Source organism: Streptomyces sp. NPDC050121 (assembly GCF_044460385.1).
In the GTDB taxonomy this organism is placed as follows: Bacteria; Actinomycetota; Actinomycetes; order Streptomycetales; family Streptomycetaceae; genus Streptomyces; species Streptomyces soliscabiei.
In genome coordinates this window covers 116,058-136,477 of record NZ_JBITJV010000020.1, presented here as the reverse complement: position 1 = coordinate 136,477, position 20,420 = coordinate 116,058, and the positions used below count along the sequence as shown (strand labels likewise).

Annotated in this window: 18 protein-coding genes and 1 tRNA gene; 7 read left to right on the top strand and 12 right to left on the bottom strand. The window is 71.8% G+C overall.

Translation table 11 applies throughout. The annotated features are described in order from the left end of the window. Positions 1-9: 9 nt before the first annotated feature. From ACIBTS_RS28195 to ACIBTS_RS28180, 4 genes are all read right to left on the bottom strand, one after another. Positions 10-492, bottom strand: a complete 483-nt coding sequence (locus ACIBTS_RS28195; protein ID WP_399323035.1) for a copper chaperone PCu(A)C — start codon at positions 490-492, stop codon at positions 10-12. Next, complete coding sequence (locus ACIBTS_RS28190; protein ID WP_399323033.1) at positions 489-1,142, bottom strand: SCO family protein; 654 nt, start codon at positions 1,140-1,142, stop codon at positions 489-491. The genes ACIBTS_RS28195 and ACIBTS_RS28190 overlap by 4 nt, the downstream gene beginning before the upstream one ends. Before the next feature lie 140 nt (positions 1,143-1,282). Further along, positions 1,283-2,059: a YcnI family protein gene (locus ACIBTS_RS28185; protein ID WP_399323031.1), complete on the bottom strand. Its 777-nt coding sequence runs from the start codon at positions 2,057-2,059 to the stop codon at positions 1,283-1,285. Positions 2,060-2,186: 127 nt separating this feature from the next. Continuing rightward, positions 2,187-3,104, bottom strand: a complete 918-nt coding sequence (locus ACIBTS_RS28180; protein WP_399323029.1) for a hypothetical protein — start codon at positions 3,102-3,104, stop codon at positions 2,187-2,189. Between the two features lie 243 nt (positions 3,105-3,347). On the opposite strand from ACIBTS_RS28180, the gene ACIBTS_RS28175 reads away from it, so the two are divergent. After that, on the top strand, positions 3,348-3,803 hold the full coding sequence (locus ACIBTS_RS28175; protein WP_399323027.1) for an ATP-binding protein: 456 nt from the start codon (positions 3,348-3,350) through the stop codon (positions 3,801-3,803). Positions 3,804-4,488: 685 nt separating this feature from the next. Here the strand turns inward: ACIBTS_RS28175 and ACIBTS_RS28170 are convergent. From ACIBTS_RS28170 to ACIBTS_RS28155, 4 genes are all read right to left on the bottom strand, one after another. Beyond that, complete coding sequence (locus ACIBTS_RS28170) at positions 4,489-5,721, bottom strand: MFS transporter (protein ID WP_399323026.1); 1,233 nt, start codon at positions 5,719-5,721, stop codon at positions 4,489-4,491. 107 nt (positions 5,722-5,828) lie between these two features. Further along, positions 5,829-7,169, bottom strand: a complete 1,341-nt coding sequence (locus ACIBTS_RS28165) for a PLP-dependent aminotransferase family protein (RefSeq protein ID WP_399323024.1) — start codon at positions 7,167-7,169, stop codon at positions 5,829-5,831. A 101-nt stretch (positions 7,170-7,270) separates the two neighbouring features. Then, positions 7,271-8,731 carry an aminopeptidase P family protein gene (locus tag ACIBTS_RS28160; RefSeq protein WP_399323023.1) on the bottom strand — a complete coding sequence of 487 codons (1,461 nt, stop codon included), beginning with the start codon at positions 8,729-8,731 and terminating at the stop codon, positions 7,271-7,273. Between the two features lie 143 nt (positions 8,732-8,874). Further along, positions 8,875-10,410 carry a PP2C family protein-serine/threonine phosphatase gene (locus tag ACIBTS_RS28155; protein WP_399323078.1) on the bottom strand — a complete coding sequence of 512 codons (1,536 nt, stop codon included), beginning with the start codon at positions 10,408-10,410 and terminating at the stop codon, positions 8,875-8,877. A 524-nt stretch (positions 10,411-10,934) separates the two neighbouring features. Here ACIBTS_RS28155 and ACIBTS_RS28150 point away from each other — a divergent pair. Next, on the top strand, positions 10,935-11,600 hold the full coding sequence (locus tag ACIBTS_RS28150; RefSeq protein ID WP_399323021.1) for a bifunctional DNA primase/polymerase: 666 nt from the start codon (positions 10,935-10,937) through the stop codon (positions 11,598-11,600). A 56-nt stretch (positions 11,601-11,656) separates the two neighbouring features. After that, positions 11,657-12,265, top strand: coding sequence for a hypothetical protein (locus ACIBTS_RS28145; protein WP_399323019.1), 609 nt, complete (start codon positions 11,657-11,659; stop codon positions 12,263-12,265). 277 nt (positions 12,266-12,542) lie between these two features. Here the strand turns inward: ACIBTS_RS28145 and ACIBTS_RS28140 are convergent, their stop codons facing one another. From ACIBTS_RS28140 to ACIBTS_RS28130, 3 genes are all read right to left on the bottom strand, one after another. Beyond that, complete coding sequence (locus tag ACIBTS_RS28140) at positions 12,543-13,508, bottom strand: DUF5926 family protein (RefSeq protein WP_399323018.1); 966 nt, start codon at positions 13,506-13,508, stop codon at positions 12,543-12,545. A gap of 227 nt (positions 13,509-13,735) precedes the next feature. Then, on the bottom strand, positions 13,736-14,374 hold the full coding sequence (locus ACIBTS_RS28135; RefSeq protein WP_079661244.1) for an ATP-binding protein: 639 nt from the start codon (positions 14,372-14,374) through the stop codon (positions 13,736-13,738). A gap of 310 nt (positions 14,375-14,684) precedes the next feature. Further along, on the bottom strand, positions 14,685-15,521 hold the full coding sequence (locus tag ACIBTS_RS28130; RefSeq protein ID WP_399323016.1) for a glycerophosphodiester phosphodiesterase: 837 nt from the start codon (positions 15,519-15,521) through the stop codon (positions 14,685-14,687). A 284-nt stretch (positions 15,522-15,805) separates the two neighbouring features. On the opposite strand from ACIBTS_RS28130, the gene ACIBTS_RS28125 reads away from it, so the two are divergent. From ACIBTS_RS28125 to ACIBTS_RS28115, 3 genes are all read left to right on the top strand, one after another. Then, on the top strand, positions 15,806-17,353 hold the full coding sequence (locus ACIBTS_RS28125; protein WP_399323015.1) for a S1C family serine protease: 1,548 nt from the start codon (positions 15,806-15,808) through the stop codon (positions 17,351-17,353). 123 nt (positions 17,354-17,476) lie between these two features. Then, positions 17,477-17,563, top strand: a tRNA-Ser gene (locus ACIBTS_RS28120). Positions 17,564-18,089: 526 nt separating this feature from the next. Then, positions 18,090-18,524 (top strand): hypothetical protein, encoded by a 435-nt coding sequence (locus ACIBTS_RS28115; protein ID WP_399323014.1) that lies wholly within the window; start codon positions 18,090-18,092, stop codon positions 18,522-18,524. On the opposite strand, the gene ACIBTS_RS28110 is transcribed toward ACIBTS_RS28115, so the two are convergent. Continuing rightward, complete coding sequence (locus ACIBTS_RS28110; RefSeq protein ID WP_399323013.1) at positions 18,521-19,537, bottom strand: bifunctional DNA primase/polymerase; 1,017 nt, start codon at positions 19,535-19,537, stop codon at positions 18,521-18,523. The genes ACIBTS_RS28115 and ACIBTS_RS28110 overlap by 4 nt on opposite strands. Before the next feature lie 338 nt (positions 19,538-19,875). Here ACIBTS_RS28110 and ACIBTS_RS28105 point away from each other — a divergent pair, with 338 nt between their 5' ends. Then, entirely contained in the window at positions 19,876-20,190 is a 315-nt protein-coding gene (locus tag ACIBTS_RS28105) for a hypothetical protein (RefSeq protein ID WP_399323011.1), read from the top strand. The last annotated feature ends 230 nt before the right edge of the window (positions 20,191-20,420 follow it).

Genomic DNA, 20,420 nt, shown 5'->3' with positions numbered 1-20,420 from the left:
GTCCCTCCCTCAGTGGCCGGTCTTCGGGGTGTACGTGGCGGACTCGACCGGAATCTCGACCTCGAGGGGGTCGGATGCGGCGAAGTGCAGCTCGACGGCCACCGTCTGGCCCTGCACCGGCTTGCTCTTCAGCTTCTCGAACATCAGATGGTTACCACCGCTCTTGAACACGAGTTGACCATGCGCCGGCACATCGAGGGACTTGACCTCCTCCATCGACGACCCGACGGTCTCGTGGAGGGTGACGCTGCCCGCGGTGGCACTGGTGACGGAGGTCAGTTCGTCCTTCGCACCGCCCTTGTTGACGATGGTGAGGAAACCGGCGGCCATGGTGTCGGAGACGGGCTGCGGTATGTAGGCGGCCCGGACGGACAGTTCGGCCCGTCCGTCGGAGTCCGACCCGCAGCCCGCCAGCAGCAGTGCCCCGGTGACGGCGGTGGCGGGCACGGCGAGGAGTCTCGCGGGCCGCAGCGCCGACCGCACGCGCCTCACGGGTTCTCGCCCTTGATGATCTTGGGGAGGTCCTTGGTGTAGTCGTCGACCGTGGCCTCCTCGCCGTACAGGAGGTAGCCGCCGTTCGTCTTCGGGGAGAAGGCGACGACCTGGGTGCCGTGGGTGGAGACGATCTTGCCGTTCTTGTCCTTGTGCGGCGCCTCGACGGAGATGCCGAGGGTGCGGGCGGCGGCCTGGATGGTCGCGAACTTCCCGCTCAGGCCGACGACCTGGGGGTCGATGCCCTTGAGCCACTTGCCGAGCGCGGCCGGGGTGTCCCGGTCCGGGTCGGTGGTGACGAACACGACGCGCAGCGCGTCCTGCTCGGCCTTGGGCAGCTGCTTCTTGGCGACGGCGATGTTGCTCATCGTCAGCGGGCAGACGTCGGGGCAGTTGGTGTAGCCGAAGTAGATCAGCGTCGGCCGGCCCGCGGTCTCCTTGCGCAGGTCGTAGGACTTCCCCTGGGTGTCGGTGAGGACCAGGTCGGGCTTGGTGAAGGGCTGGTCGAGCACGGTCGCGGCCTGCTTCGAGGCGCCGTCCTCGGAGACGGCGGCGACGGAACTGCCGCCGCTGTCGCCGCTGCCGCAGGCGGAGAGGGTGAGGGTGGCGGCGGTGAGCAGGGCGGCCACGGCGAACGTCTTCTTGCGCATAGAAAAATGTCCCAGATGTGTGAACTCCGGCGTGCACCGGGGTCGCACGCGCGGGTGCGTGCATGTCCCCGGTGCGCGTCGCGGACGAGCAGGCGTCGGGCGCAGGGCCGCAGGGCCGCCGGTCCGACGGGGGGTGGGGCTCAGGCTTCGGTCGTGGTCCGGCGGCGGCCGGCGAGCACGCCGTACGCCACACCGGCGGCGCCGACGACGATGCCGACCACGCCGAGGACCCGGGCGGTCGTGTCACTGCCGCCGGAGTCGGAGGCGGCCTCGGTCGTCTTCGCGGCGGACGCCTTGCCGTCGGCGGAGGAATCGTCTGAGGCGTCCTCGGCGCTCGTGCCGTGGTGGCCGCCTTCGGAAGCGGCCGACAGGGCCAGCACCGGGGCCGGGTTCTCCGGCTCCTCCGCGCCGTCCTCCTGGACCTCGATCCAGCGCACGACCTCCTTGTTGGAGTACGTCTGGATCGCTTTGAAGACGAGTTCCTCGGCGTCCTCGGGCAGCGCGCCCACGGAGACCGGGAACTTCTGGAAGTAGCCGGACTCGATGCCCTTGCCGGTGGCGGTCCAGGTGATCTTGGAGACGGCCTCGGAGATCTGCTTGCCGTGCACCGTGAGGGGCTTGGCGAGCTTCGCCTTGGTGACCTCGATCTTCCAGCCGTTGATCGGCTCCGGCATCGCGGAGGCCAGCGGGTGGTCGGTCGGGAAGGTGACCTCGAGCTTGGTGGTCGAGGCGTCGTCCCGCTCGTTGGGGACCTTGAAGTCGACGACGGCGTAGCCGCCCTTGGGGGCGGTGCCCTCGGCGGCGACGCTGACGTGCGCGAAGGCGGGCGCGGACAGGGCGAGAACGGCACAGCCGGCGACGGCAGCGGCGGCCGCGACGCGGGAGGTGACGCGGAAGGCGATGCGAGAGGCCTTCATGACAGGGAGCACTCCACTCTGAGTGAATCTGCGGTGAGGAGAGGCGCGCACTCGGTGGTGTGCACGCGCGCGCGTGCCGCACGACGGCGGCCGCCTCCCGGTGTGGTGGAGTGCTGGTCGTGTCGCGTCAGGCAGCGAGGACGAGAACGGATACGGCCGGCGGTCCTCGTCTGATCACCGAGTGCTGAAGCGCGACGGTGCGGGGCGCGGACGGCGCGAGCAGGGCGGTGTGCGGGACGCGCGGCCTTGCGCCGGGCAGGCCGGGCAGCCCCGCGAGCAGGGCGCGCACCAGCGCGAGCGCCCCGCGCAGGGACCGTACGAGCGCTCCCTCGGCGACGCCGTGGGCCGACAGCGCGAGCAGTCGCAGCAGGGCCGTGTCGCCGCGCCGCAGCAGCCATCCGGCGGCGACGGCCGCCAGGAGGTGGCCGAGCAGCATGGGCACGGACGGCAGCAGGGACATCGACGACCCGGCGGTGGACAGGGCGTCTGCCGGATGGTGCGCGGAGCCCATCCCGCTCATGCCGACCGTCCCGCTCATGCCGCCGGTCGCGCTCATGCCGCGCATCCCGCTCATGTCCGTCCCGGCGCCGCTGCCGGCGCCCTGGGGCCGGTAGAGCCGCGCGTCGACGAGCAGCTTCTGTGCCTGGGCGGGGCTGATCGCCGCGGCCGAGGCCCCGCACACCAGCCGTGCCGCGCGTTCGACGAGCGTGGCGTCGGACGCGGACAGCGCGCCGGAGCCGGCGGTCCTGGTGGCGGTCATGGCGGCGGTGGCGGTGTGCTGACCGAGGCCGAAGAGCGTGTGCAGCACGGTCTGTCCGAGCGCGAGGAGCGCCGCGATGCCGGGCAGCGAGCGCGTGCGTCCGGCGAGCGGCAGTACGACCGCGAGGGCGCCCAGGAATCCCGCGCCCAGCGTCCATGGCGCAACCGTGGCGCAGGAGGCCATGGTGTGCCCGGCCGCGGCCAGCACGACGCAGACCGCGGCGAACACCGCGGCCCGCAGCAGCCGTAGATCGCGCCCGGAGCGCTCACCGTGGGGGGCAGTCATGGCGGGCTCATCATTGCACTGGCCTTACCGCGCCCATACGGCAGGTCCACAAGGTTCCCTACGATATGGAAGATCACCTTCTGGTTCCGACTGGTGTGACTGGTGCTGTTGGGTCCCACATACACCGATTCCTGGTTTGCGTGCATCCCCCATATGGGCGGCATCACGCGGAAATCGCGCTTACATACGGCGCTGGGCGGCAATACGTATCGGTATGTCGAGCCGCAGCCAGGAGGCTGGAGCATGAGCATCTGGTGGTCACTCCATCTCCGGCGCGAAGCCGCGAGCGTTCCGCTCGCCCGCCGCCTGCTGATCGGCACCATGGAGACGGCAGGCGTAGACCCCGACGTCAGTTACGACCTGTCCGTCGCCCTGAGCGAAGCCTGCGCCAACGCCGTCGAGCACGGTGGGAACACGGCGCACGGCGGCTGTTCGGAGGCGTACCGCGTCACCGCGTACCTCGACGGCGAGAAGTGCCGCATCGAGGTCGCCGACTCGGGCCCGGGATTCAGGGGCGAGAGCCCCGCCCCCGCCCCGGTCCGCACCAACACCGACGCCGAGCAGGGCCGCGGCCTCTACCTCATCCAGGAACTCGCCGACCACGTCCACATCGGCAACAAGCCGGGGCTCAGCGGTGCGGTGGTGAGCTTCGACAAGATCCTCAAGTGGCGCAAGGACGCGCCGCTCATCGCCGTCTGAGCGTCTGTCACCTCAGCTTTCTCGGCACTCACAGGTGCCTCCCAGCGCTCCCCCATGTCGCTGACGGGTGACGTTCCTACGTTCCTGTTCATGACGCGACATCACAAGGACACCACCCTCACCCGGCGCCGCGCCCTCGCGGTGACCGACGGCACGGTCGCGGCCGGCGGACTCGCCGTCGCCGGCTACCAGTCGGCCTTCGCCGACACGGTCACGGACGCGGAGGCGAGCGCGTCGGCGTCCGCCACTGCCACCGCCGCTTCGACGAGCAGGCCCCCTGTTCGCCGACACCCTGCCGGCCACCGCACCGACCCGGGCGGCCTGAGACCGACGTTCCGGTCGCCGAGCGCGCGCGGGCGCTGTGCCGGGAACTTGAGGCCGACGCAGACCGGTCCCCCCTGGCGCGAGCCACTCGACGCCGACAAGACCCGTCCCGTGGCCGACGCCCGCCGACCGGCACGGCCGCCAGCGCGCCCGCCGCCCACGCCTGCCCGCCCGCTTCCCGCCCGCGTGCCTGCTGCCCGCTCGCCTGCCCGCCCGCTCGCCTGCAAACCCGTATGCCTACCCGCCCCGCACCTACCCGCCCCGCACCTACCCCCCCCGCACGCCTGCTGCTCGCACGCCCGCACGCCTGCTGCCCGCTCGCCTGCTGCCCGCTCGCCCGCTGCCCGCTCGCCCGCTGCCGTCAACTCGCCGGTATCAGTCGGGTTTTCGGCGTCTGCTGTCGCTCCCGGCTTGTCGCTGCCCTTCGGGCCGCTGGGCCCATTGCGTGCGATGCCGCGATCATGGCCGCGCCCAGGAGCAGCCAGCCGGGTGTGCCCCACTCGATGAGCAGCCAGGTCAGGGCCAGCGGGCCGAGGGTGCGGGCCACGGTGACGCCGGTACCGAACAGACCCTGGTACTCACCGACCCGGTCGGCCGGGGCGAGGTCGAAGGAGAGCTGCCAGGAGCCCGCCGACTGGGCCATCTCCGCCGCCACTTGAAGCACCGCCCCCAGCATCAACGCGCCCGCCGCCATCCACGGTGAGGCGCCCGCCGACAGTGCGAACACCGCGCACGCGGCGCACATCACCCAACCCGAGCGCCGCACCGCGCGCGTGGCGCTCGCGAGTCCGGTCACGCCGCGCGCCGCCCGCACCTGGAACGCCGTCACCGCGGCGGTGTTGAGCACGAACAGGGCAGAGACCAGCCAGGCGGGCGCCGCGGTCCGCTCGGTGATCCACAGCGGCAGCACCAGGCTGAGCATAGGCAGCCGCAGCAGCAGGACCGTGTTGAGGAGCGCCACCAGCGCATACGGCCGGTCCCGCAGCACCCCCAGGCCGTTCCCGCGCGGGCGCCCTGCGCGGGACACGAGCCGGGGCAGTCCGACGAGCAGCAGCGCGCACACCAGGAAGCTCACCGCGTCGACCAGGAACACGCCCAGATACGCCGCCCGCGACCCCGCATGCAGTGCGAGTCCGCCGAGCCCGGCGCCCACCGCCAGACCCGCGTTCAGCGTCGCCTGGAGGCGTGCGAGGAGCCGCGTCCGCTCCCCGGCGGGCACCAGGCCGGCCAGCAGTGCCTGCCGCGCCGCCGCGAGCCCCGACTGCGCGGCCGCGTATCCGCATGCCACGAGGACGAACGGCACGAAACCGCGCACCAGGGTGAACGACGCCACCGCGAGCCCCGTCGCCAGCGCCAGCAGCACCGCCGTACCGCGCGCCCCGCGCCGGTCGGCCAGTCGCCCCAGCGGAACCCCAGCGAGCGAACCGACCGCCCACCCGACGGTCAGCCCGAGCCCCACGCGCGCGGGGGCGAGTCCGATCACCTGGGTGAAGTAGAGGGCCGACGTCGTGTAGTACGCGCCGTCCCCGACCGAGTTGCTCAACTGGGCGAGGGCGAGCAGGCGTTGCGGGGAACTCTTCGTACTGTTCGTCATACGGACGACGTTAGAAGCGCAGTGGGCCCCTCAACAGCGCCAATCACCCACCATATGACTGGCCCAATGAGCTCAATGAGCCTGATCGGCCGGGCCGGTGCACACCGTCAGCTGCCGTCCAGCACCCTCGCCAGCGCCTCCAACGCCTGCGGATACACCCGCTCCCGGGGAGTCCCGTACCCGATCACGAGCCCTTGGAGGCGGTCGCCGGACGGCTCGTGCCAGTGCTCGCCGAGTCCGCCCACGGCCAGGCCCGTCGCGGCCGCGCGGGCCAGCACCTCCGCCTCGTCGCCGACCTCCACCAGCGCGTGCAGCCCGGCCGCGATCCCGCGTACGCCCCGGCGCGCACCGAGCCGGTCGAGGAGCAGGTCGCGGCGCCGCCGATAACGCAGCCGGCACGCGCGCACGTGGCGGTCGTAGGCGTGAGCGTCGATCAGTTCGGCGAGGGCGAGCTGGCCGATGGTCTCGGTGTGGTGGTCGCTGTGCAGCTTGGCGTCGGCGACCGCGTCGACCAGGTGCGGCGGCAGCACCATCCAGCCCAGCCGCAGCGCCGGCCCGAGGGTCTTGGAGGCGGTGCCGAGATAGACGACCTGCCCCGGCGCCATGCCCTGGAGCGCGCCGACGGGTTGACGGTCGTAGCGGAACTCGCCGTCGTAGTCGTCCTCGACGATCAGTGCGCCACGCGCGCGTGCCCACTCCGTCAGCGCCCGCCGCCGCCCGGGATGCAGCGTCACGCCGGTCGGGTACTGGTGGGCCGGTGTGACGACCACGGCCGCCACGTCGCCCAGTTCCCCGACCCGCACCCCCCGCTCGTCGACCGGCGCCGGCGTCACGCGCCCGCCGCCCCGCCGTACGACCTCGCGGTGGAAGGGCAGCCCAGGGTCCTCCATCGCGACCCGGGCGCCGTCCAGCACGCGGGTGAGGAGCGCCAGGCCCTGCACGTACCCGGAGGTGATCACGATCCGCTCCGGCGGCGCGATGACACCCCGGGCCCGTCCCAGGTACCCCGACAGCGCGGTGCGCAGTTCGATACGGCCGCGCGGGTCGCCGTAGTCGTACGCCAGTGAGGGCGCCGTCGCGATGGCGCGGCGCAGCGCGCGCAGCCAGGCCGCGGCCGGGAACGCCCCGACGTCCGGGCTGCCGGGCCGCAGGTCGAAACGTGGCGCACGCGCGCGTGCGGCGCCCTCCGGCGGTTCGGCGGCGACGGGGGGCAGCGGCGCGACCTGTGTGCCGGACCCCTGGCGGGCGGTGAGGTAGCCCTCGGCGACGAGCTGGTCGTAGGCTGCCTTGACCGTGTTCCGTGAGATCCCGAGCTCGCCCGCGAGCCGGCGCGTCGCGGGCAGCCGCGTTCCGGGCGCCAGCCGCCCGTCCCGCACGGCGTCGCGCAGGGCCCGCTCGAGCCCGGCCCGCCGCCCTTCGCCGGGATCCGCTTCCACATGCAGGTCCACACAAGCCCCCCCCCGCGCCCCCTAGACCGCCCCGGTGGACCGCCCCGGTGGACCGCAATGTGGCCGGGCACCCCCTCGGGTACCCGGCCATCGATCCGCCGTCAGCCGGTCAGCGCGGCCATCCAGCTCTCGACCTCGTCCGACTGCCGAGGCAACGCAGCGCTGAGGTTCCGGTTGCCGTCCTCCGTGACGAGGATGTCGTCCTCGATGCGGACGCCGATCCCCCGGTACTCCTGCGGCACCGTCAGGTCGTCGGCCTGGAAGTACAGCCCCGGCTCGACCGTCAGCACCATGCCGGGTTCCAGCGTGCCGTCGACGTACGACTCCACGCGCGCGGCGGCGCAGTCGTGGACGTCCATGCCGAGCATGTGACCGGTGCCGTGCAGCGTCCAGCGGCGCTGCAGGCCGAGCTCCAGGACCCGCTCGACGGGGCCCTCGACCAGTCCCCACTCGACGAGCCGCTCGGCCAGCACGCGCTGCGCCGCGTCATGGAAGTCGCGGTACTTGCCGCCCGGCCGGACGGCCGCGATACCGGCCTCCTGGGAGTCGTACACCGCGTCGTAGATCTTCTTCTGGATCTCGGTGAAGCGCCCGTTGACGGGCAGCGTCCGCGTGACGTCCGCCGTGTAGTACGTGTGCGTCTCGACGCCCGCGTCCAGCAGCAGCAGGTCGCCGGAGCGGACCGGGCCGTCGTTGCGCACCCAGTGCAGCGTGCAGGCGTGCGGTCCGGCGGCGGCGATGGTGCCGTAGCCGACGTCGTTGCCCTCCACGCGTGCGCGGAGGAAGAACGTGCCTTCGATGTAGCGCTCGGAGGTCGCCTCCGCCCTGTCGAGGACCTTGACGACGTCCTCGAAGCCGCGGACGGTCGAGTCGACGGCCTTCTGCAGTTCGCCGATCTCGAAGTCGTCCTTGACCAGGCGGGCCTCGGAGAGGAAGACGCGCAGCTCCTCGTCGCGCTCGGCGGTGACCTTGTCGGTCAGGGCCGCCTCGATCCCGGCGTCGTATCCCCGTACGACCCGCACCGGACCGGTGGCCTCGCGCAGCGTGTCCGCCAGCTCGCGCACATCGGAGGCGGGGATGCCGTGCAGTTGCTCCGCCTCGGTGAGCGAGTGCCGGCGGCCGACCCACAGTTCGCCCTGGCCGGACAGCCAGAACTCGCCGTTCTCCCGGTCGGAGCGCGGCAGAAGGTAGATCGTGGCCCGGTGGCCGTCGGCGACCGGCTCCAGGACGAGCACGCCGTCCTCGGTCTGGTTGCCGGTGAGGTACGCGTACTCGACGGAGGCCCTGAAGGCGTACTCCGTGTCGTTCGAGCGGGTCTTCAGGTTGCCCGCGGGGATCACCAGGCGCTCGCCCGGGAAGCGCGCGGAGAGCGCGGCGCGGCGGGCGGCGGTCTCGGCGGCCTGGGCGATCGGCTGCAGGTCGTGCAGCTCCGTGTCGGCCCAGCCGGACTTCATGCTCTCGGCCAGCTCCTCGGACACGCCCGGGTACAGGCCGTTCTTCCGCTGCTTGATGGGCTCCTCAGACTCAACTTCCGGGGTCTCCGGGGTGAGCTCCTCCGCCACGGTCATCCTCCTAGATACGGCACTGGACCCCCTCCATCGTACGGTCGTACGTAAGGGGGCCCAGGGGAGATGCACCTGTTACCGGACCTGTCACCGAGCCTCATGCCGGCTGTCACCGGCACGTTGCACGCTGTCACCGGCGCCTACTCGAAGCGGGCCGCCAGCAGGACCACGTCCTCGTCACTGTCCTGCTCGGCGAGCCCGTCCGGCAGGACCGTGCGCAGCACGTGGTCGGCGATCGCGCCCGGGTCGTGCCGCAGCGGCCTGGGCACCCCGGCGGCGGCCGCATGCAGCCGGGCGAAGGCACGGTCGACGGGGTCGCCGGTGCGGTGCAGCAGGCCGTCGGTGTAGAGCAGCACCGTCTCGCCGGACTCGGCCTCCAGCTCCACGCTCGGCGCCTCCCAGCAGGCCAGCATGCCCAGCGGCGCGGAGACGGAGGTCTCGGCGAACTCCGTGCGCCGCTCGCCGACCAGCAGCGGCGGGCAGTGCCCGGCGCCGGCCAGGGTGATCTTGCGCAGGGCGGGTTCGCAGTAGGCGAACAGGGCGGTGGCGGAACGGGCCGGCTCGGTCAGCCGCAGCAGCAGCTCCAGGTCGGACAGGACCGCGACCGGATCCTCGCCCTCCATCACGGCGTACGCCCGCAGGGAGGCGCGCAGTCGGCCCATCGCGGCGACGGCGCTCGGCCCGGACCCGGTGACGGACCCCACGGCGAGGCCCAGTGCGGCGTCCGGCAGCGGCAGCGCGTCGTACCAGTCGCCGCCCCCGCGCGGGCCGGTGCGGTGCCGGGCGGCGAGCTGGACGCCGGGCACCCGCGGCAGGCGGGAGGGCAGCAGCTCCTCGGCCATCGTCTTCATGCACGCGCGCGTGCGCTCGACCTCCAGCAGCCGGGCCAGGTGCTCGGTGGCGTGGCGGACGTACAGGCCGACCAGGTGGCGCTGGCGCTCGCCCGGCTCGGCGGGCTCGTCGTAGAGCCATACGGCCGCGCCGAGGCGGCCCGGCGCGCCCTCCGCCTGCAGGGGGAGCGCGTAGCTGGCGGCGTAGCCGAGGCGGGCGGCCACCTCGCGGTGGCGGGGGTCCAGGCCGGTCTCGGCGAACAGGTCGGGTTCGGCGATCTCGCCCTCGCAGCCGGGCAGCCCGTCGAGGATCCGCCCGAACGACAGGGCGCTGCGCGGGACGGTCTCGATGTGGCCGAGGTCGGCGCGGCCGAGGCCCAGGCCGATGGTGGTGTCCGGTCCGAGCCGGTCGGCGGGCTCCAGGACGACGAGGCCGCGCCGGGCGCCCACCAGGGCGGCTCCGGCGTGCAGGAACTCCGTCAGGGCCGCCGACAGCGCGTCCGTGCGGGCGAGACGTTCGGTGAGCTCATGGAGGGTCGTGAGGTCCGAGACCCAGCCGGCGAGCCGGTCGGTCAGGCGGGCGGCCGGCACGGGGGAGCCGGTGAGGTGGGGGGCGGCCGAGGGGACCGTCGGGGACCCCGGGGGCACTGGCGCGGGCGCGACAGTGTGTGCGGGCGAGGGAACCGTTGAATCGATTCCAGCCACTTTCGGAGGGTGAGGGGCGTTCATGGCGTCCGGCTCTCGGACCGGAGCGTATTGCTCAAAAGCATCGCAAACCCCCATGTCATTCTGCGCCGCTAGCGGTGTCTCCACATGTACACGCACTCGTGAGGGGATGTCCAGCATTGTCCTGCTGGGATTACTGGTGTCCGTGGGCTCTTTGGGAGAATCACGCACGGTTCTTCCGGCTCCCTTGCGAAATTGCAAAGTTGGCTTAAAACTGACTCGGGTAACGGTTGTTTGCGGTCGACTGGCCTTGCTCCACGGAGCGTCACAGCGGTCGTGATGGGTACGTACTCGGTAAGGGCCAGGGGTCGTTGGGAGCTCATGGGGAGCCTCCCGGAACCTGGTGACCGGCCCGGGCGTCATAGTCATCGACGACCGTGCCCCATCCTCCCGTGGCGGAGGCGGAGAGAAATACGCGCGACGTTAAACGCCAGACTTCGCCACCCCACGCCACGCCCAGGCATTAGATGGACGCAAGTCGGACGGAGTGGCCGCGGAAGCAGCCACCGCTCGACCCTGAGGGGTTCCCCCTGTCCCGGACAGGGGTGTGATGCGCCAACAGGTACGCACAGTGAAGTGATCGACGCATGGTGTGATGTGACCCACGGTGTTGCCAGCGGTGCAACGGAAAGGAACGAGCGCTCATGCGCGAGATCCTCGGAAAGCGACGCAGGCTCCTGTCCCAGCGAAGCGACGGGCGGCCCGAGTTGATCGACTCGGCCCTGACCTTCGCGACGGAATGGCAGTGGCCCGTCCTCCCGGGGGCGGCGGCGGATCAGCGGAGCACGTCCCGCTGCAGCTGCCCCGACCCGGAGTGCACGGTCCCCGGTGCTCACCCCTTCGACCCCGGCCTGCTCGCGGCCACCACCGACGAGCGCATGGTGCGCTGGTGGTGGACCAACCGGCCGGCCGCACCGATCGTCCTGGCCACCGGGGACACGGCCCCCTGCGCGGTCAGCCTCCCCGCCCTCGCGGCCTCGCGCGCGCTCGTGGCGCTCGACCGGCAGGGCATGCGCCTCGGCCCGGTCGTCGCCTCACCCACCCGCTGGTTCCTCCTCGTACGGCCCTACACGATGGAGCAGCTGGGCGAACTGCTCTACGCCAAGGACTTCGTGCCCGGCTCCCTCCGCTTCCACGGCGAGGGTGGCTACATCACCCTGCCCCCGTCTGAGACCGGCCGCGGCGACGTCCGGTGGGAGCGCGCGCCGCTGCCCGGCTCGGCCTCGCCCTGGGTACCCGACGTCGAGGCCGTGGTGGACGCCGTCGTCGACGCCCTCACTCGTACGGGTGTGAGCGCGCCCGAGTTGTAGGGGTTTCGGGCGCGCGCCGGGCGGGACGCCCCGGTTCGCCCTCTATCTTCCGCTACATGAACCTTCGTCTCCTCGCCCTCGGGGGCGCCGTGGCAGCCGCGATCGCCCTGCCCCTGGCCGTGGCGTCCGCGGGGCCGGTCGGCGACGAAGGGCGCGCGGCCCAGCCGGCCGGTTCCCGCTCGGCCGACACCCGGCCGGCTGACGCGGGGGATGCCGGCGCGGGGGAGACGGACGGCGCGCGATCCGCCGCTCGTACGGACCCCAAGGCGCCTCCCGGCAAACCCTCCCGGACCCCGCTGCTGCTCGGCCTCGGCCTGGCCACCGCCGCCCGCTGCGGCCCCGAACTCACCTCCCCCGACGGCGTGGAGGCGCAGACCTGTGTGCTGTCCCAGGGCGAGGACACCTGGGCGCGCACCTACTACCGCAACGCCACGGGACGCGCCCTGGACGCCTTCCTGAGCCTCATGGGGCCCGCGGGGCGCACGGTGCGGACGAACTGCGCGATGGCTGCCGAGGACGAGCCGGAATCCTGCGAGACGCCGCACGAGCGGAGCCGGGGGGAACTGGCGGCCTACACGGCGGTCGCGGAGTTTGCCGGAGCGACCGTCGACGATCCGCTGCTGCTGCGCTCCGGGAGCAACTCCCGGATGGATACTGGCAGTTGACGTGCGCTGGCATCGTGTAAACGGAGTCGCGCACAGAAAAACCCGGTTGCTGGCGACGGGGGATGCACCAGCAACCGGGCTACTCGAACGGTAACAAGAGATCGGCGTTACGCAAATTCGATCTCTTGTTTTCATCGGCTTTCCGGACACCGGCGAATCGACTCTTCTGGCGCCGACTCGCCTTGCCCGCACGGCAGTTGTGAGCCCAGTCACGATGGCCGCCGACACCCGGCCTGCTGACCGGTCGGTCAGTTCGGCCGGGTTCGCTCCCTGCGCGTCAGCTGAGCGTGACCTGCCGGTTGGTCAGGCCGCCACGCGCGCGCCGCTCGTCGGGCGTGAGCGGTGCGTCCGAGGCCAGGGCGGTGGCGAGCCGCTCGGCGAACTCTGCGGCCGGCTTCTCCACGTCGTCCGCGGTGATCGCGCTCGGCAGGTCCCAGACCGGGACCGTCAGGCCGTGCGCCCGGAAGGAACCCACCAGGCGCGTGCCCTCGCCGAGGCTCGAACGGCCCGCCGCGTGCAGCCGTGCGAGGGCGTCCAGAAGTTGTTCCTCCGGGTACGGCATGACCCAGCGCAGATGGTTCTTGTCCGGGGTCTCGCACCAGTACGCGGCGTCCACACCGGTCAGCTTCACCGTCGGGATCGCCGCGGCGTTGGCCCGCTCCAGGGAGGCGGCCACCTCCGGCGTGGCGTTCTGCGGGTCCGGTACCCAGAACTCGAAGCCGCTGTGGACAACTGGCTCGAACGCGCCTTCGGGATCGAGCAGATCCTGCATCCGCGGACCGTCGGCCGGGGCGCGGCGCGCCTGCACCGGGGTGCCGGGGTCCGCCTCCAGGGCCCGCTGAAGGGTGTCCGCCAGGTCGCGGCTGATGTCGCCCGACGGCGTGTCGTTCTGCAGGCCGAGCAGCACCGAGCCGTCGTCGCGGCGCAGCGCGGGCCAGGCCATCGGCAGCACCGTGGCCAGCACGACCGACGGGACGCCCTCGGGCAGGCCGGCCTTCAGGGTCAGCTCGACCGTGGCGGCCGGCACCAGTTCGCGCAGCGCCACCCAGTCGCCCTCGCCCGGCAGGCCCTCGAAGGGGCGCTGCACCAGCTCGGTCACGGCATGCGCGGCGGCCCGGCCGTGACAGGCCTTGTAGCGGCGGCCACTGCCGCAGGGGCAGGGCTCCCGCGCGCCGACGACCGGGACCTCGCCGTCGGTGAGCTGCGGCCGTCCGGCCTTCGTCTGGGGTCGCTTCTTGGCCATCTGGCTGTCTCCCGGGTACGGCTCGTCTGTACGGGCGGGAGCCTAGCCGCTCGTACGCTCCGTCACCGGGACCTGTGGACAACCAGTGTTCGGGGACAACCCGGAGCCTGTGGACAACCGGCGGGCCTCTGGACAACCCGGGACCTCCGGGCGAGCGGGGATGGCCTGCGGACCATGGCCCCCGTGGTGTTCACCTGGCCGTGTGCGGCGGGTGCCGATCCGCAGGTCTAGTCCAGCTCGTCGAACGCGTCCGCGAAGTCCAGGTCGGCCATCGACGCCACCGACGGGGCCGCGACCCGGGACGCGAAGTCGTCACGACGACAGCCGGCGTCGGGGTCGTACACATCGGCGTGGACGACGACCCACACCGTGACCTCGCCGCGCGCGTCGTCCCGGACGCCCCAGTCGTCGGCCAGAGCCGTGATGATGTTGAGCCCGCGGCCGCCGTGCGCGGTGACGGAGGGTGTCGCCGGGGCCGGACGGGTCGGCCCGCCGCCGTCGGTCACCTCGACCACCAGCCGGCCACCCTGATCGACACGCCACGCGGCCCGGACGTCGCCGTCCCCGGCCAGGGCGTCGCCCAGTGGCCTGCCGTGCTTGCACGCATTGCTCAAAAGTTCGGAAAGGATCAGTACGGCGTCGTCGATGACCGATTCCGACACCCCGCCGCTGCGCAACTGATCGCGCATACGGTGTCTCGCGTTCCCCACGCCCGCAGGACCATGGGGTACGGCCATGCTCGACGACGCGGGCACCTCCTGTGCCACCACCAACGCCACCCCCGAGACCTCCTTCGCCCCACGCCACGGTGTGGATGCCCCATTGGCCTGTACCGGAAACCGGCCAATGCGGGTCCCGTGACGCATTCGGAACGTCGGACACGGACCGAACGCGCCGGTGCACTCCCTGTGAGGGGCCTGTCAGTGAGTGGCTTGATTTGGATGATATGGCCGAGAATGGAGGATGCTGTAGGCGCGCCGTGAGGTCAAGAGGTGCGGATGGGACTTGAGGTGTTGTTGGGACTTCTAGTGCTGTTGGGACTTCTGGTGCTGTTGGTGCTGGTTAGTACTTCTGATGCCACTGGGGCGATCTTGGGACTTCTGTGAAGTCGAGATTCTTGTGAAGTCGAGGCTTTTGTGAGGTCGAGGCTTCTGTGAGGTCGAGGGGCGGGCGGGTTCAGCGGCCCAGTCGTCGCAGCACCGCGCGCGGGCGGTTGGTGATGATGGCGTCGACGCCCAGCTCGACACAGAGGTCGACGTCCTCGGGTTCGTTCACGGTCCACACGTGCACCCGGTGACCGGCCCGCTTCAGGCGCTCGATGTACGCCGGGTGATTGCGCACGATCCGGATCGACGGACCGGCGATCTCCACCCCCGCGGGCAGCCGCCCGTCGCGCAGCCGTGGCGAGACGAACTGCATCAGGTAGACCGTCGGCATCGTCGGCGCGGCGGCTCGCACGCGATGCAGCGAACGCGCCGAGAAGCTCATGATCCGCACCGGGGACTCGGCCGCCGAGGCCGGCGCGTCCAGACCGAACCGCTTCAGCAGCACCAACAGCCGCTCCTCCACCTGTCCGGCCCAGCGTGTCGGGTGCTTGGTCTCGACGGCCAGCTCCACCCGGCGCCCCGCGTCGCAGACGAGCTCCAACAGCCGCTCCAGGGTCAGCACCGACGTCTCCTCGCGGTCCTCGGGTCGCACCTCCCAGTCGGGATCCTCCACGCGCGCGTGCCAGGCCTCGCGCGCCTCCCGCGTCTTCCAGGAACCGAAGTCCAATGCTGCGAGATCGGCGAGTTCCAGGGCGGAGACCGCGCCCCGGCCGTTGGACGTACGGTTGATGCGACGGTCGTGTACACAGACGAGATGGCCGTCGGCGGTCAGCCGTACATCGCACTCGAGGGCGTCCGCACCGTCCTCGATCGCTTTCTTGTACGCGGCCAGGGTGTGCTCGGGGGCCTCCTCGGAGGCGCCGCGGTGAGCGACGACTTGAATATGGTGCTGCCGTGCGTGAGTCACCGCGTCATCGTGCCACCGGCGCGCCGCCGTCTGAGAACCCTCTGAGATGTTTCGAGGATGCGCACTTATTGTACGCAATGACCCTTATAAAGAATGGCCATGGACCCACAGCCACCGCTTATGGTGCTCTGACGGCCCGTGGGAAATGCTGAGACGTACAAAAAGCACATGCACAGCTTCAGCGCGCCGGGTCGACGACAAAGCGTGCGACGAAGCGCGACGAGCGCCGACGAGCGTGACCCAGTGCGACCGACGACAACAGCCGTGGATCGAGGAGAAGAGCTGTGAGCACCGAGAACGAGGGCAAGAACGAGGGCACCCAGGTACCCCCAGCCCCGTCCGCACCCCCCGTGCCGGTGGAATCTCCCGCGGCCTCCCCGCAGGCGCCGGAAGCCGCCCCGGCCACCCCGGCGGGCCCGCCCGAGGCCGGCTGGCCGCCGCCCACCGCGCCCCAGGGAGCACCGGCCTCGGCCGACGGCGACTGGCCGCCGCCGACCGCCGCACAGGCGCCCTCCCCGGCCCCGCAGGGCCCCCCGGCCGCCCCCGGCGACGACTGGCCGACAGCGCCCCCGGCCGCACCGCTGTACGCCGACCCCGGCGCGGGCACGCACGCGTACGGCACCGCCGGCACCGGAGAGCCCGGAGCAGGTGGCGCCGGTGGGGCGGACGGGACCGGCTGGGGCGCCGCCTACCAGCAGCCCGCACCCAAGCCGAGCCGTGGCCGCGGCGGCCTCGTCGCCGCGATCCTGGTCGCCGCGCTGGTCGCGGGCGGCCTGGGCGGCGGCCTCGGCTACACGCTCGCCAAGAACGACGACAACAGCGGCTCGACCACCGTCTCCGCCTCCACCAGCGGCGGCGACGTCAAGCGGGACCCGGGCACGGTCGCCGGGGTCGCCGCCAAGGCGCTGCCCAGCACGGTCACCATTGAGGCCGAGTCCAGCAACGGCGAGGGCGGCACCGGCACCGGCTTCGTCTTCGACACCCAGGGCCACATCGTCACCAACAACCACGTCGTCGCGGAGGCGGTCGACGGCGGCAAGGTGACGGCCACCTTCCCCGACGGCAAGAAGTACAACGCCGAGGTCGTCGGACACGCCCAGGGCTACGACGTCGCCGTCATCAAGCTCAAGAACGCTCCGTCGGACCTGAAGCCCCTCGCCCTCGGCGACTCCGACAAGGTGGCGGTCGGCGACTCGACGATCGCCATCGGCGCCCCCTTCGGCCTGTCCAACACGGTCACGACGGGCATCATCAGCGCGAAGAACCGCCCGGTGGCGTCCTCCGACGGCACCAACAGCACCTCGTCCTACATGAGCGCCCTGCAGACGGACGCCTCGATCAACCCGGGCAACTCCGGCGGCCCGCTGCTGGACGCCTTGGGCAACGTCATCGGCATCAACTCCGCGATCCAGTCCACCGGCGGCGGAGGCCTGGGCGGCACCACCCAGTCCGGCTCGATCGGCCTCGGCTTCGCCATCCCGATCAACCAGGCCAAGTACGTCGCCCAGCAGCTGATCAAGACGGGCCAGCCCGTGTACGCCAAGATCGGCGCGTCCGTCTCCCTGCAGGAGTCCACGGGCGGCGCGAAGATCACCGACCAGGGTGCCAACGGCGCCTCCGCCGTCGAGGCGGGCGGCCCGGCGGCCCAGGCGGGCCTCAAGCCCGGCGACGTCATCATCAAGCTCGACGACATGGTGATCGACAGCGGCCCGACCCTCATCGGCGAGATCTGGACCCACAAGCCCGGCGACAAGGTCACGATCACCTACGAGCGCGGCGGCAAGTCCCACACCGTCGACCTCACCCTCGCCTCCCGCAAGGGCGACAGCTGACCCCAGGGGCGGATCCCCACGAACCCGCGCGCGCGTACCTCCCCGGTTCGGTACCGACTGCCCCCCACGCGCGCGTGCCCACCCGTTACTCTTGTCCCGCGCCGCCGATCACAGACGGCGCGGGGTGGGTTGCCCGAGCGGCCTAAGGGAACGGTCTTGAAAACCGTCGTGGCAGCGATGTCACCGTGGGTTCAAATCCCACACCCACCGCAGGTGAACGGCCCCTGACCAGGTAAATCGGTCGGGGGCCGTTTTCATGCGCGCCTGTTCGACGGCTACCAGTCCCGCCAGTCGTCCATTGCCTCGCCGGTTGCCGTGAGCAGTGGCTCAGGGAACGTGTCGCGCTGCCGGGCGGCGGCAGAGCGCTTGCGGTGGCTTGTTCCTTCGTCACACCCGTCCGGGCTTCGTGACGGCTGTGTCCCGGCCGCGTGACGTAAGGGCTTGCTGTGCTGCCCTGTGACCAGCGACGTTGTTACCGTCCCGCCTTGGGGACGGCCGGTCGAGTGGTCGCCCGGGAACAGGGGGGGACGTCCCAATGAAGGTCAACCGGCTGAGATCCGTCGTCGGTGTGCTTGCCGCGGTCACCTTGAGCGCTGCGCTCGTCGGGTGTCAGGGGGGTGGGGCCGTCGGCGGGGCTAAGGCGAGTGCCGCGGGTGCGGGGTCGTCGTCCGGTCCGGCGGCCGGGGGCGCCGCGGGTGGCCACTCCGGCGCCACCCCCGCTGCCGCTGCTCCCGACGTGCCCGCCGCGCCCGCTGGATCCGTCGTCTCCGGGGCGGCCGTCGCCGCCTCGCCCGCCGGTGGTTGTTCCGACGCGACCCCCAGCCCCGACGACGTCGACCCCGACGAGTTCGCCGTCTACCGGGTCGAGGAACTGGCCGGGAGCACCGGCAAGGTGAACCTCGTCATTCAGCACGGGGTCTGGGGGTGCCCCGGGAAGGACACGGACGGTGCGCCGTTCGTCGTCACCGGGGAGGAGAGTCGGTGGGCCCTGGACCAGGCCGCGTATGTCACCGCCACCAACCCCATCACCGCTGGCGCCGAGAACCAGCGCATAGGCGTGCAGGAGCTGATCGACTGGATCGACGCGCACCCCGACTCCGGCCTCGTGTTCCGCTACGAGACCGGTGACGACGGGGCCATCCACCGGCTGGAGCAGGTCTTCACGCCCTAGGTGGCTCCAGGCGTGGTGTCACGGGTCATGCGGGCCGCCGAGGCGACCGTCGCCCGTGCCTCTCGTGGCGTCAGGCCGGTTCGTACGGCCGCGTCGACTAGGTCCTCGGACAGCTCCGGGCCGATCCCGTCCTCGTAGGCTCGGCAGGCCGCCCAGAACAGGCGGGTGTTGCGCTGGCCCTCGTGGGCGGCCAGGACGAACTGGACCAGGCCGCGGCCGTGTGCGCCGCCCGCCGTCGAGTCCGCACCCGCCGGTCCGCGGTGCGGCGTGCGGGGCGGCGGGAGGAGGAGGCGCAGGAGTGAGCGGGGGCATGGTGCCGGGGTGAGGTGGGCGGTGCCGGGGGCCGTGGCGTAGGCGCCGTGGGCGGTGCGGGAGCCGGGGCCGACCAGGTAGCCGCCTGCGCCCCGGATGTCGATGCCGGGGGCGAGGCGGCCGGCCGAGTTGGGGACGACGACGTCCGGCGGGCCGGTGAGCCAGAGGTGGCGGCCCCCGGACGGGGTGAGGACGATGATCGTGGGCGGGATCGTGAAGAGGTGCCGTAGGGCGAGTTCGCGCAGGGCGGCGGTGGAGTCCGTGTCCGACTTGGTGTCCAGGTCCACGCCGATGAGGTGGTGCGGGGGCAGGCCGCAGGCGATGCCGTAGCCGGTGGCCCAGGGCGCGGCGGCGAACATCTCGCGGACGCGGGCGGGGTCGGCGGAGGCGTCGTACACGCCGTGGCCGAAGCGGCCGCACTCGCCGCGGCAGGGCGGGCCCGCCGATCCTGCGGGTCCCGTCGGTCCTGCGGGTCCCGTCGGTCCTGCGGGTCCCGCCGGAACTGCGGGTCCCGTCGGTCCTGCCCGTTCCGCCGGTCCTGCCCGTTCCGCCGGTGCCGGGGTGCCGCGGTGAGGGGAGCGCAGGGCCGGGAGTTTGGTTCGGGACAGGGGGATGACGGCCAGGCCGCGTTCGGCGGCCGACAAGGCGTGGGCGAGGGCCAGCGTGGTGGCCTGCCGGGGGTACCGGTCGGTGGTGGCCATGAATCCATGGTCGTACGTATGTTCGAAAAAGGGAAGAGGGGCAGGGGGGACGCGCCCGGGGGCGGTCGAGCGGGCGGGAAAAATGCCGGAACGGTTCGTCCCTTGTGGGGCCTGAGGGACTGGTGTCTGAGTTGCCGGGGATTATGGTGGCACGGGCAGAAAAAGTGGTGCTAGGGGTTTATCGACTTGTCATCACGCTTGAGTGCTAATCGAGGCTTCCGGGATGGTTCGCCGGGGATTCGGTGGGCAACTCTGGTCTCGCGACGTCGTCACAAAACGCCGGGACGGTCGGCCAACCGGCCTGGTGGAGCCCATACTTCGCGCTCTGGAGGAACAACATGGCAAGCATCCGTACCGCCCGCGCCATCGCCGCCGTCTCCGCCCTCCCGCTGGCAGCCGCTCTCTTCACCGGCGTCGCGACGGCGGACAACGGCGGCTTCGCGGACGACGGATCGAACGCGGGTGTCGCGAGCATCGTCGGCAGCGGCGTCGGGCATGACAACAAGGGCAACTCGTCCACCACACAGCAGAACGCCGTCGGATCGGGCGCGTCGAACCAGAGCAATGCCGCGCAGGTCCACGGGTCCGCGTTCACGGCCGTCAACCAGGGCAACAGCAACGTGGCGGTGTCCTTCGCGCCGCTGTGGTGGTGATCTGAGGGGGCCGGCGCCGCGCGCCGGTCCTCCGGGGGGACCGTACTGGGTGTGGTTCGCGGGTCGTGGCTCGTGGTTCGCAGTTCGTAGTACGTGGGGTGCAGTGCGTCTGCGCGGCGGTGCTTCGGTGCCGCCGCGCAGACGCGTTTCCGAACGTCGCCGAAGCCTTTATTGACAGAACGTCATATCTGACGGACAGTCAGAAACCTGTTCCGGCAAGGGACCTGAAG